This is a genomic window from Pandoraea sp. XJJ-1, assembly GCF_026802345.1.
Lineage (GTDB): Bacteria > Pseudomonadota > Gammaproteobacteria > Burkholderiales > Burkholderiaceae > Pandoraea > Pandoraea cepalis.
In genome coordinates this window covers 2,297,767-2,310,516 of the sequence record NZ_CP113827.1, presented here as the reverse complement: position 1 = coordinate 2,310,516, position 12,750 = coordinate 2,297,767, and the positions used below count along the sequence as shown (strand labels likewise).

Below are 12,750 nucleotides of genomic sequence, written 5' to 3'. Positions count from 1 at the left end.
CGGCACCAAAATACCGTTGCAACATCGTTAAATTATGCATCATTTTGCCTATTTAACGTTAACCGTTTGGCTATGGCCGAAGCATTCCCCAGATGCCGACGCGCCGCGCCACCTCTTCTCGTCAGAAAACGCACCATGTCCGCCTCGAAAATCGCCCCTTACGATCGCCCCGCCGGCGGCTGGGGAGCCCTCAAGAACGTTGCCATTCAACTTGTCACCCAAGGCATTCCGCTCAAAGGCGCCCGCACACTGCTCAGCGCAAACCAACCCAGCGGCTTCGATTGCCCGGGCTGCGCGTGGCCGGATCGCGAACACGCCTCGACGTTCGAATTCTGCGAAAACGGGGCCAAGGCGGTCGCCGCCGAAGCCACCAAGCGCCGCGTCACCCCTGACTTTTTTGCCGAGCACAGTGTGACCGACTTGCTCGCGCTGGACGATTACACGCTCGAAGGCTACGGCCGTCTCACGCACCCCATGCGCTACGACGCCGCCACCGACCGCTATGCACCGATCGCCTGGACCGACGCCTTCGCGTTGATCGGCGAGCACTTGCGCGCCCTGCCCGACCCCGATCAGGCAGCGTTCTATACGTCCGGTCGCACCAGCAACGAAGCCGCGTTCCTTTATCAGCTCTTCGTGCGCCAGTACGGCACGAACAATTTTCCCGACTGCTCGAACATGTGTCACGAGCCGACGAGCGTTGGCCTGCCGCCCACGATCGGCATCGGCAAGGGCACCGTCACCCTCGACGACTTCGAACAGGCCGATACGCTGCTGCTGTTCGGCCAGAACCCGGGCACCAATCATCCGCGCATGCTCGGTGAGTTGCGCGAGGCAGCCCGGCGCGGCGCGACCATCGTGTCGGTCAATCTGCTGCACGAACGCGGATTGGAACGCTTTGCCGACCCGCAAAGTCCGGCCGAAATGCTGAGCCTCGGCGGCACCGCGATCAGCAGCCATTACATCACGCCGGCGTGCGGCGGCGACTTTGCATTCGTGAAGGGCGTCATCAAGCGCGTGCTGGAGCGCGACGCCCTTGCGCGCGCCAATGGCGAATCCGCGCTGCTCGACGATGCCTTCATCGCGGAACACACACACGGTTTCGACGATTTCGCCGCCGACGTACGCAGCGAACGCTGGGACGATCTCACGCGCGCGTCCGGTGTCTCGCAAGCCCAGATGTGCCAGATTGCCGACGTCTATCTGCGCGGCGAGCGCGTCATTGCGACGTGGGGCATGGGCATTACGCAGCACAAGCACGCCGTCGCGACCATTCAGATGATCGTCAACCTGATGCTCCTGCGCGGCAACATCGGACGCCCGGGGGCGGGTCTGTGTCCCGTGCGCGGTCACAGCAACGTGCAGGGCGACCGTACCGTCGGCATCAACGAAAAGCCGTCGGCCGCCTTCCTTGACCGGCTTGGCCAAGCGTTCGCGTTTGCGCCGCCGCGACGCGACGGGTTGAGCGTCGTCGATACGATCTCGGCCATGCGCGACGGCCGCGTCAAGGTCTTCATCGGCATGGGCGGCAACTTCGCGATGGCCACACCCGACACGCCGCGCACCTGGGAGGGGCTTCGCCAGTGCGACCTGACTGTGCACGTGGCGACCAAGCTCAATCGCAGCCATCTCGTGCACGGGCGCGATGCACTGATCCTGCCGTGTCTGGGCCGCACCGAAATCGACATGCAGCAAGGCGCGGTGCAGGGCGTCACGGTGGAAGACTCGATGAGCATGGTGCACCTGTCGTATGGCATCAACGCCCCGGCGTCCGAGCATCTGCGTTCCGAACCGGCCATTGTCGCGGGCATCGCGCAGGCAACGATGGGCCGCGCGCTCGGCGGTGTCGAGGATTGGCACTGGTACGTGGAGGACTACGATCGCATTCGCGACGCCATGGCCGCCACCTTTGATGACTTTGCGGACTTCAATCGCCGCGTGCGCCATCCGGGGGGCTTCCGGCTGCCCGTGCCGCCGTCAACGCGTCAGTGGCTGACCGCCAACGCGCGCGCCAACTTCACGACACACCCGCTGCCGCACGAGATGCCGATCGACGTGGCACGGCGCCAGGCGGGTGAGCGTGGCGCCGATGTGCTGCAACTCGCCACGATTCGCTCCCACGATCAATACAACACCACAATCTACGGCCTGAACGACCGATATCGTGGGGTGTTCGGACAGCGCCGCGTTGTCTTCGCCAACTCGGAAGATCTGGATGCGCGAGGCTTTCGTGCAGGCGAGCACGTTGACCTCGTGGGTGTCTGGCACGACGGCATTGCGCGTCGCGCCGATGACTTCCTGCTCGTTGCCTACGACATTCCGCGTGGCTGCATCGCGGCATACTACCCCGAGACCAACGGACTGGTGCCGCTCGACGCTATCGCCGAGGGTGCTGGGACGCCGACCTCCAAGTCGATCCCGGTGCTGCTGGAGCGCCGTCCGGCCTGATGAGGCGAGGCGGCCTGACGCGCAACGCTTGCCGCCTCACGCCTGACGCTTGGCGCTTGGCGTTTACCGTTTGCCGTTTGTCGCCCGACGCTTGCCATCTGGCGCCTGGCGCCTGGCGCCTGACGTGTGCTCAGGCGTGGCACCCCATTTCCAGGTGCGCTATTTCGGGATTCTGACGATTCATGCTATAAATGCGAATCGTTTTTGTTACCATTCGCATAATCACCGAAAAATGTGTGACCGCTGCGTTTGCCCGGAACCGTTTTCGATCGGCCTCGACCGTCGCGTCGCCAAAGGGTGACGTCTTCGCTTGCGGGCCATATTTTCATGTGATTCCCGAGCATGTTGATTGGATTGGCTATTGCCCTGGCATGGCTTGCAGGCGGCGCCTGCTATCTCACCTCTGAGCACCAGCGTGTGTGCGCACGACGTTTGGCTGCGCAGCCCACCCGGTCACTCTCGCTGTTGGCCGCCATTGCCAGCCTGGGTTGCTGGTGGCTGGCGGCCGGCCCTTCGGCCGGCATCGCGGCGGCGTTCATGTCGCTGTGTTTCGGCCAGCTTTTCTGGCCGTATGCAGTGGGCGGCTGGCGCTCTTTGCGCGGAGACGCTCATGTGGAGTAGAACCTTCGCGGGCCTGGTGCTCGGCGGCTTCGCGGCGATGGCGCTGTGCGGCACTATCGCCCATCTGACGCCGGTCGGTTGGCAAACGGCGGTGATTCCCGTCATCGCCCTCTTCCCGCTCCTGTGGCTTGGCCTGTGTGCCGTCGCCTACGCGAGCCGCACCGCCAAACACGCGTGGGTTGGCCTTGGCGCCACCACCGTCGTCGCCTGGGTTGCGCTGCTGTTGGCGCACGCCGTCGGGTAAGGATTGTTCAATGCGCGCCCAAACCCTTCGCCAATATCTGAGTGTCCACACGTGGGCCGGCATCGTCGCCGGTTTCGCGCTGTTCATCGCCATGCTCGGCGGCGCCCTGACCGTCTTCCATCATGAGATCGAACGCTGGGAGCAGCCCGCCACGCGTCATGCACCGCTCTCGCTCGCGCAAACGGAACAGCTCGCCGAGCGGGTTCGCATGCAATTCCCGGCCGCGCGCGAGCAGATGGGCGTGGTGTTGCCCAATCACTCGCAAACGCCCTTTGCCTACTGGCAGGAACCGAACGGCGAATGGCAACAGGCACGCTTGCCCGCTAACGCCGAGGGTACCGCGCCGTCGCTCGTGATCGGCGAGGCGCGCCCGGGCCTGTCGGGCACGATCAATGCGCTGCACTACTCGCTGTCGATCCCGACCTACGGGCTATATCTGATGGGCGTGGTGTCGCTGTTCTACGGCATGGCGTTGATCTCGGGCGTGATCGTGCATCTGCCGCGCGTCACGCGAGACCTCTTTGCGTTGCGCCCGGGACGCAACGTCAAGCGCTTCTGGCAGGACGCGCATAACGCCATCGGCGTGCTGAGTCTGCCGTTTCATATTGTCTTCGCGCTGACAGGGGCGCTGCTGTGCCTCCTCCTGCCGCTGATGATGGCGTTCAACGTCGTGACGTTCGATAACAAGCTGCTGTCGCAAATTCCGCAGATAACGGGCGCAGTGCCGGCAACGATCGCACCGGTCGACGGCAAGCCGCTTGGTCTCACGGCCCTGCTCGCCCGCGCCGAGCACGCGGCGCCCGGCATGGAAGCGACCGCCGTGGCGTGGACCCGCTACGGCAAGCCGGACGCGGTGGCCGAAGTCTACGGCGAGGCCAGCGACTCGCTGGGAGTGTTCTCGGCCGTGGCCGTGCGCCTGAACGACGGGGCGATTGTCGGTCAGCACAGCCCCGGCGTACGGGACGCCAACCACGCGATGCTCAGCATGATCTACGGCGCCCACTTCGGTAACTTCGCGGGCGATGCCATGCGCTGGGTGTACTTCGTCCTGGGCCTGATGGGTGCGGTGCTCGTCTACAGTGGCAACCTGCTCTGGCTCGAATCGCGTCGCAAGCGCAACGCAGCCGTACAACCCGCCCATCTGCGAGGGATGGCCAAGGCCACCGCCGGCGTGTTTCTCGGCACATGCCTGGGGATTGCCGCGGCCTTCGTCGGTGCGATCGTCGCCCCCGACATGACGGCGCTCTCAATCTTCATCGCCACGCTCACCGCCTCGATGCTTTTCGCCGCGCTCGCGGCGCCGGCGGTGGCAGCCACGGGACTACTTGCAGCGACGGCGCTCGTCTGCCTCATTATCCCGGCCGCCGACGCCGTGCTCACGCCGGACAATCTCGTGCGCTCGATGGCTGCGGGCGATTGGGTGCTGGCCGGCGTTGACCTCGTCGCGATCGTCTTCGCGGGCGGCTTTGCACTGTTCGCGTGCGCGACCTGGAAACGCGCCCGCCGCGGCGATCCCTACAGCGTGTGGGCACGACCCGCGCCGACTTCCGCTGCCCCGACCTCAGAAGCCAGCGCTGACCTGAGCGCCAAGCCCTAGCAGCGAGTCGCACGCACGGCCACGTCGACGCGCGCCTGACCGGCTGCCGGTCGATCCGAGGCGCGCCGCCTTCCAAGATGAGTCAGGCCCCAGCCGGGTCCGGCTGGCGGCTTGCGTAGCGCGCTTGCCCCCACATTGGATCGCGCCATTCATCGCCCGTCGGAACGTCGCCTCGTCTCAACAGACGTCCACACAATCATTCCGCCAGCGCTCGTTGCTCACGCCATCGGCGCGTGTCCCGTCTCCAGCCAACGAAAGCGCATTTCACATTGCGGAATTCCCTCGAAATTTCGCTCGCCTCATTTTTCCGTCACCCGAAAACGTGTTTCGAATTGCGAAATATTGCACATATGTCATTGAAAAATAAGCATAAATTAACTCTTATGTCTTATATAAGACTTGACCCAATCGCGCCAAACGGCGGTACCATTTCGTCATGCAGTTCGCTTCGACATACGGGGGCGACACGCTGAACCCTTTATTCAAACGCGCTTTGCTCTCAGGAGAGGCACATGACCCAATATCAAGACGACATCACCGCTGTGGCTGGTTTGAAGCAGAAACAAGGCAGCGCCTGGGATGCCATCAATCCCGAATATGCCGCACGCATGCGTGCCCAGAACCGATTCAAAACGGGTCTGGACATTGCCAAGTACACGGCCAAGATCATGCGCGCCGACATGGCCGCCTACGATGCGGACCCGTCCAAGTACACCCAGTCGCTGGGTTGCTGGCACGGCTTCATCGGCCAGCAGAAGATGATCTCCATCAAGAAGCACTTCAACACCACCGACCGCAGCTACCTTTATCTGTCGGGTTGGATGGTTGCAGCACTGCGCTCGGAGTTCGGACCGCTGCCGGACCAGTCGATGCACGAAAAAACCTCCGTCACCGCGTTGATCCGCGAGCTGTACACGTTCCTGCGCCAAGCGGACGCCCGCGAACTCGGCGGCCTGTTCCGCCAACTGGACGCGGCCGACGGGGCTGCCAAGGCCGCCATCCAGGAGAAAATCGACAACCACGTCACCCACGTCGTGCCGATCATCGCCGACATCGACGCGGGTTTCGGTAACGCGGAAGCCACCTACCTGCTGGCCAAGCAGTTCATCGAAGCCGGCGCATGCTGCATTCAGATCGAGAATCAGGTGTCCGACGAGAAGCAATGCGGTCACCAGGATGGCAAAGTCACCGTGCCGCACGAAGACTTCCTCGCCAAGATTCGCGCGATTCGCTACGCCTTCCTTGAACTGGGCGTGGACGACGGCATTATCGTGTCCCGTACCGACTCACTGGGCGCCGGCCTGACCAAGCAGATCGCCGTGACCCACACGCCGGGCGACTTGGGCGACCAATACAATTCGTTCCTTGATTGCGACGAAATTTCGGCGGATGCCCTCGGCAATGGCGACGTCGTCATCAAGCGCGACGGCAAGCTGCTGCGCCCCAAGCGCCTGCCCAGCAACCTGTTCCAGTTCCGCCCTGGCACGGGCGAAGCACGCTGCGTGCTGGATTCCATCACCGCACTGCAAAACGGCGCCGACCTGCTGTGGATCGAAACCGAAAAGCCGCATATCGCCCAGATCGCCGGCATGGTCAGCGAGATTCGCAAAGTGATCCCGAACGCCAAGCTGGTGTACAACAACAGCCCGTCGTTCAACTGGACCTTGAACTTCCGCCAGCAGACGTATGACGCGATGAAGGCGGCCGGCAAGGATGTCTCAGCCTACGAGCGCGGCCAGTTGATGAGCGAGGAATACGATGACACCGAATTGGCGGCCGTCGCCGACGAAAAAATTCGCACGTTCCAGGCCGATGCGGCGCGCGAAGCCGGTGTCTTCCACCACCTGATCACACTGCCGACGTACCACACCGCCGCACTCTCGACCGACAACCTGGCCAAGGAATACTTCGGCGATCAGGGCATGCTCGGCTATGTGGCCGGCGTGCAGCGCAAGGAAATTCGCCAGGGCATCGCCTGCGTGAAGCACCAGAATATGTCCGGCTCGGACATCGGCGACGACCACAAGGAGTATTTCAGCGGCGCAGCGGCCCTCAAGGCAGCGGGGAAAGACAACACCATGAACCAGTTCTAACCGGTTCCGATGACAAAAAAAACCGCTCGATTGAGCGGTTTTTTTTCGTCCCAAGGAAGCAAGCGCTGCCTTGAGCGTAGGGGCCGACGGACTTAGCCGACGAACGCACGCTCGACGAGGTAGTGCCCCGGGGCGTGGTTGTGGCCTTCCACGAAGCCACGCTTCTCCAGCAGCTCGCGGGTGTCCTTGAGCATAGCCGGGCTGCCGCACAACATGATGCGGTCGTTTTCCGGCGAAAATTCCGGCAAACCGATGTCGGCGAACATCTTGCCCGACTCAACCAGCTCCGTGATACGGCCCTGGTTTTCGAATTCTTCGCGCGTCACCGTCGGATAATAGATCAGCTTGTCGCGCACGTATTCACCGAGATACTCGTGCGCCGGCAGATGCTGCGTAATGAGATCGCGATACGCCAATTCGCTGGTGAAGCGGCAGCCGTGAACCAGAATGATGTGCTCGTAGCGATCGTAGACTTCCGGATCGCGGATGATACTCATGAACGGCGCGAGGCCCGTGCCCGTCGAAAGCAGGTACAGATGCTTGCCCGGCAACAGGTTGTCGTCGATGAGCGTACCGGTCGGCTTGCGTCCAACGATGACCTTGTCGCCCGGCTTCAAGTGCTGCAGACGCGAGGTCAGCGGACCGTCCTGCACCTTGATGCTCAGGAACTCAAGCTCTTCCTCGTAATTCGCGCTCGCCATGCTGTAGGCGCGCAGCAGCGGTTTGCCTTCCACTTCCAGCCCGATCATCGTGAACTGGCCATTGACGTAACGGAACGAAGCGTCGCGAGTGGTCTTGAAGCTGAACAACGTATCAGTCCAGTGGTGGACTTCCAGCACGGTCTGTTGATTCTGAGTACTCATATTGGCTTGACGTATGACGACGGGCGGGGCGCGGCACATCGACGGAACTAATGCCCGAATCGCCTGACATGCGAATGCGCGAGCCGTCCTTGATGGCCCCGATGCCCGGACCCCAGGCGCGCCTAGCAGACGCACTTCCGGTTTTGGGCGGGAAAACTCCATTATTTTACCTCAAACGGGAATTGCTTTCATTTGTCCCCATCGGACCGCAAGGGTTTTGGCGGAATCGTGCGCCAACGCAGCGCGTCGACTCGACCGAACACGCGCGAAGTCCTTCGTATTCCGACCGATGTGACGCATCGAGCCGCTCGCAGGGCAAGTTGACGCCAACCAAAAGTCGCGCCAGTACGCAAGCCCCCATCGGCTAGGGAAACCCCCAAAGCCCGCCCAGCAAGGGATTGCGCCGGTGCATGACCGGAGATGCCCGTAGTTACCGTGTTTTTGTCATCATGAACGAGAAAGTACGCGGCATCGCACAACAAAATCGCCGCAAACCGTTGTCAGCACTGGCCCACAGCCCGCCGATGGCTCTATAATGCGGCTGCCCGGCCAGTGTCGGCGCCCTCTCGAGGCGTGACGGGATGGATCTTAGGATCGCGTTTGCGTGACGTGTCGCGATGGCGACTTTCTGGCATGTGCCGCGTGCCTTATGGCGCGGATACAACACCGACACTCGCCAAATGGCGAAAGTGTTAGAGTTGTCGCCGGTATTCACCACCTCTCAAGGGAAACACACATGAACAAACAGGAACTGATCGACGCCGTCGCCGGTGTTACGGGTGCTAGCAAGGCTCAAACTGGCGAAACCCTCGACACTCTGCTCGAGACCATCAAGAAGGCCGTCGCCAAGGGTGACGCGGTCCAGTTGATCGGCTTCGGCTCGTTCGGTTCGGGCAAGCGCGCCGCACGTACCGGCCGCAACCCGAAGACCGGCGAAGCGATCAAGATCCCGGCCGCCAAGACCGTGAAGTTCACGGCTGGCAAGGCGTTCAAGGACGCTGTGAACAAGAAGTAAAACCAGTTGCGCGCAGGCCGGCCTTCGGGCCGGCCTATCTTTTTTGCTCGCATGGCCGCGCCGCGGTGTGCAGCAATGGATAGGCGTCACGTCATCCTCTCGCGAGGTCCACGACTGATGTGACGCTGCGTGCCTCGCGGGTGTCCTGCACACCACAGCTCGGGCACCGGGCGCCCGCGACGAGACGCTCCCAGCGTCGTCTCCTGCCCCACTCCGGCAGCGACTCTCCTGTTGTCATCCCCTGCCGTCAACACCCACCGTCCTGACGCGCGTTGCCGATGGCTTTTTGCGAATCGCCGCACCTCGCGCAGCCCCCGCGCCACCCTGTCGCATCGGTCTTCCTTGGCGCTTGGCCCCAGGCAACTATGCTATGTTGCGTGACATGACACGCGTGACGACAGCGGCCATCGCCGCCGCCATCGAGGGACCGTCCGCTGCCGGCCAGGCCCCCACGGAGACGCGCACGGCGCTTGGCGCCGCGCGCATGCGGCGCATGTCCGCTGCACGCCTGCTCGTCACCCTCGCCGCGCAGATCCTGCAACAATGGCCATCGCTACCGAAGGCGGGCGAGGACAGCGACATCGCGTCCATCGACGCCGAGGTCGTGCACGAGTTGCGAATTGCGATACGTCGTCTGCGCGCGTTGATCGATGTCTTTTCGCCGTGGCTCAAGCCTCGCTGGCACCATCGGTTGAACGAGGAATTGCGCTGGCTGGGGCAATCGATGGGCCCTGCGCGAGATACCGATGTGTTAGCGACAACGACATTACCCGCGTTGCGCGCCGACTTTCCCGACATCGACTGGCCTGCGGTGGACAGGCACGTGGAACACCTGCGCCGCGTCGCCCGCGCACAAGTTGCCGCGGCATTGACCGGCGAGCGCCAACAGGCGTTGCATGGGTTGCTGCTCAGCGCCTTCGGGATGCGCGAGGACGGCCGATGCAAGATTCGCTCGGCCAAGGCATTGCGACGCCCCTCTCGTACGCCAGGCAAGCGGTCGCGCGCGTTGGCGAAGCATGCCCGCAACATGCTGCGCGCCCAATACATCGCGCTGTTTCCGGATTGTCGCCAGTTGGCCATGCTCGACACCGAGCAGTTGCACGCGTTGCGCGTGAAGATCAAGAAGGCCCGTTACAGCGCCGAACTGTTGGCGCCCTGGCTACGTAAATCGGTCTGCTCGCCCTACGAGAGCACACTGCATGCCGCACAGACGCTCCTTGGGCAACTCAACGATGCCGTCGTCGCGCAGCGAATGTGCGAAGCCATGCCGTTGCACGACGCGCAGCGCAGTGCCATGATCCGACGCCTCGATACGATCATCGTCAACACCACAAGCCGCGCGGCGCACGTGCTGGGCCAGTTGCCGGATGCGCACACGCTGGAGCGCGGCATGCGCGCCCGCTGAGCGCTCACGCCACCTTCGTGCGCAGCAGGCGCATGCCGTTTGCAATCACCAGCAGACTGGCCCCCACATCGGCGAACACCGCCATCCACAGCGACGCCAGCCCGACCACCGCCAGCGCGAAGAACACGGCCTTGATGGCGAGCGCCACGGCAATATTCTGCTTGAGCACCGTTGCGGCACGCCTCGACAGCGCCAGGAAGGCCGGCAGCTTGTGGAGGTCATCATCCATCAGCGTGACGTCGGCCGTCTCCAGCGCGCTGTCGGTGCCGGCCACTCCCATCGCGAAACCGACGTCGGCGGCTGCGAGCGCAGGGGCGTCGTTAATACCGTCGCCGACCATGCCCACGTACCCGTACGTCACTCGCAAGGCCGACACCGCCTGCCATTTGTCTTCCGGCAGCATTTCGGCACGCACGTCGCTCACGCCCGCCTGCCGACCGATCACTTCCGCGGTCGCACGATTGTCCCCGGTCAGCATCACCGTGTGAACACCCATGGCAGCCAGACGCGCGATGGCGTCACGGCTTTCCGCGCGCAGCGTGTCAGCCACCGCCAACACGGCGATCGCCTGCGTTTCGCTGGCCAGCACGATGGCCGTGCGGGCTTGCGCCTCGAGACGTGCCAACGTCGCCTCTACGTGCGCATTGCACACGCCGAGCGATTCGATCAGACGATGGTTGCCGAGGTAGTAAAGGGTCTGACCGACACGCCCCTTCACGCCCATTCCCGCGAGTGCTTCGACCTCCGTGACCGACGGTAATGCGCCAAGACCCGCTCGCGTATGACCGTCGACCACGGCGCGCGCCACGGGATGGGTGGTCTGCGCGTCGAGCGCGGCGGCGAGCGTGAGTGCCTCGTCGTGTGACGTTTCGCCCAACGGCACCACGTCGGTCAGGCGCGGCTCGCCACGCGTCAGCGTGCCCGTCTTGTCGAGCGCGACCGCGCGGACCAGACGGCCGGTTTCCAGAAACGCACCGCCTTTGATCAGAATGCCTGCACGAGCAGCAGCCGTCAGGCCGCTCACGACCGTGACCGGCGTAGAAATCACGAGCGCACACGGACACGCGATGACCAGCATCACCAGCGCCTTGTAGATCCAGGGCGACCATGCCAGACCGAAGGCCAGCGGCGGCAGGAGCGCGACGAGCAACGCGCACAGCACGACAACCGGCGTGTAGATCCGCGAGAACTTGTCGACGAAACGCTGCGTCGGTGAACGTTGCTGCTGTGCGGTCTCCACGATACGCACGATGCGCGCAAGCGTCGTATCGCCCGGCGCAACGCGCGTGCGATACACGATCAAACCGCTTTCGTTGATGCTGCCCGCGTAGACCTCGTCGCCCACTGTCTTGTCGACGGGGACGCTCTCCCCAGTGATCGACGCCTGATTGAGCGCCGAACTGCCCTGCTCGATCACGCCGTCGATGGCAATGCGCTCCCCCGGCCGTGCACGCACGCGCGTGCCTACCGCAAGTGACGCCGAGGGCACATCCAACCAGGTACCGTCCGGCTGTTCGACCGACGCCCGATCGGGCGCCAGGCGCATCAGCGCTTCGACGGCGCGGCGGGCACGCGTGAGCGATGCGGCTTCGAGCTTTTCCGACAAGGCGAACAGCACGATCACCATCGCCGCTTCCGGCCATTGACCGATGCACATCGCGCCAATCACAGCGAGCGACATCAGGAAATGAATGTTCAGCGTGAGGTGACGCAGCGCGATCCAGCCTTTCTTGAGCGTTGGTAGTCCGCACGCGAGAATGGCGGCCACGACCACAGCGCCGACCCAGGGACTGTGCTCAGGCACGCCGGACCAGACCGCGATCTCGCTTGCCGCAGCCAGCAAGACGCCCGCCACCAGACGGGCAATGTCTGCCTTTCGGCTCGCGGGGGGCGGCGGTGCATTGGTGTCGCCGGCGGCCAGCGGCACCGGCGTCATGCCAAGCTTGCGCAAGGTGTCGGCGACCGCCTCCCCATGCCGGGCAACGTCGGTCGACGACGCGTTGACGTCGAAAACGATCGTCAATTCTCGCTTGAGCAGGTTGAAGTACAGCGCATCGACGCCGGGCCGATGCTCAAGCTGATCGCGGATGAGACGCTCTTCCGTCGGGCAATCCATCTGATCGATTCGGAAACGGGCCTGCGGCGCCCCCGTCGCTGGCATCGGTTCGTCCGGCGCAAAACGCGCAGCGTCTGCGCAACACGACGCATCGTCGTGCGCATGCGCGGAACTTGGGGCGCATGGGGCGACATGATCGTGTGCATGTTCGCGGTCGTGGTCGTGCGAGTGGTCGTGCGAGTGGCCGTGTTCGCTATCGTTGGCGTGCGAGGGGTCGTGCCGATGCCCGTGATCGTGACGATGACCGGAGTCATGCGTGGGGTGATCTGTCGCCGTCGAGCCGGCCAGACGGGCCGAATCCGAGGGGTGGGACATGGGAACTCCTGATTGACTGATTCGTGTTACCCT

9 protein-coding genes are annotated in these 12,750 nt (G+C 63.6%); 7 read left to right on the top strand and 2 right to left on the bottom strand.

The window, feature by feature from the left end; genetic code table 11:
- Positions 1 to 135 precede the first annotated feature (135 nt).
- The 5 genes from OYT13_RS10505 (at position 136) to OYT13_RS10485 (ending at position 7,003) form a co-directional block, all read left to right on the top strand.
- Complete coding sequence (locus OYT13_RS10505; RefSeq protein ID WP_268567680.1) at positions 136 to 2,448, top strand: FdhF/YdeP family oxidoreductase; 2,313 nt, start codon at positions 136 to 138, stop codon at positions 2,446 to 2,448.
- 342 nt (positions 2,449 to 2,790) lie between these two features.
- The gene (locus tag OYT13_RS10500) at positions 2,791 to 3,069 is read left to right on the top strand and encodes a hypothetical protein (RefSeq protein ID WP_268567679.1); all 279 of its coding nucleotides are present in this window, start codon (positions 2,791 to 2,793) and stop codon (positions 3,067 to 3,069) included.
- Positions 3,059 to 3,313, top strand: coding sequence for a hypothetical protein (locus OYT13_RS10495; RefSeq protein ID WP_017234309.1), 255 nt, complete (start codon positions 3,059 to 3,061; stop codon positions 3,311 to 3,313). Before OYT13_RS10500 ends, OYT13_RS10495 begins: the two co-directional genes overlap by 11 nt.
- Before the next feature lie 10 nt (positions 3,314 to 3,323).
- Complete coding sequence (locus tag OYT13_RS10490) at positions 3,324 to 4,910, top strand: PepSY-associated TM helix domain-containing protein (protein WP_268567678.1); 1,587 nt, start codon at positions 3,324 to 3,326, stop codon at positions 4,908 to 4,910.
- Positions 4,911 to 5,422: 512 nt separating this feature from the next.
- Positions 5,423 to 7,003 (top strand): isocitrate lyase, encoded by a 1,581-nt coding sequence (locus OYT13_RS10485; protein WP_017234307.1) that lies wholly within the window; start codon positions 5,423 to 5,425, stop codon positions 7,001 to 7,003.
- A 92-nt stretch (positions 7,004 to 7,095) separates the two neighbouring features.
- Here OYT13_RS10485 and OYT13_RS10480 read toward each other — a convergent pair whose 3' ends face one another.
- Positions 7,096 to 7,866 carry a ferredoxin--NADP reductase gene (locus OYT13_RS10480; protein WP_026132014.1) on the bottom strand — a complete coding sequence of 257 codons (771 nt, stop codon included), beginning with the start codon at positions 7,864 to 7,866 and terminating at the stop codon, positions 7,096 to 7,098.
- A 736-nt stretch (positions 7,867 to 8,602) separates the two neighbouring features.
- On the opposite strand from OYT13_RS10480, the gene OYT13_RS10475 reads away from it, so the two are divergent.
- Together OYT13_RS10475 and OYT13_RS10470 are read left to right on the top strand one after the other, a co-directional pair.
- The gene (locus OYT13_RS10475; RefSeq protein ID WP_017234305.1) at positions 8,603 to 8,881 is read left to right on the top strand and encodes an HU family DNA-binding protein; all 279 of its coding nucleotides are present in this window, start codon (positions 8,603 to 8,605) and stop codon (positions 8,879 to 8,881) included.
- Positions 8,882 to 9,251: 370 nt separating this feature from the next.
- Positions 9,252 to 10,286 (top strand): CHAD domain-containing protein, encoded by a 1,035-nt coding sequence (locus OYT13_RS10470; protein WP_017234304.1) that lies wholly within the window; start codon positions 9,252 to 9,254, stop codon positions 10,284 to 10,286.
- A gap of 4 nt (positions 10,287 to 10,290) precedes the next feature.
- On the opposite strand, the gene OYT13_RS10465 is transcribed toward OYT13_RS10470, so the two are convergent.
- Positions 10,291 to 12,717: a heavy metal translocating P-type ATPase gene (locus OYT13_RS10465; RefSeq protein ID WP_261938667.1), complete on the bottom strand. Its 2,427-nt coding sequence runs from the start codon at positions 12,715 to 12,717 to the stop codon at positions 10,291 to 10,293.
- Positions 12,718 to 12,750 lie beyond the last annotated feature (33 nt).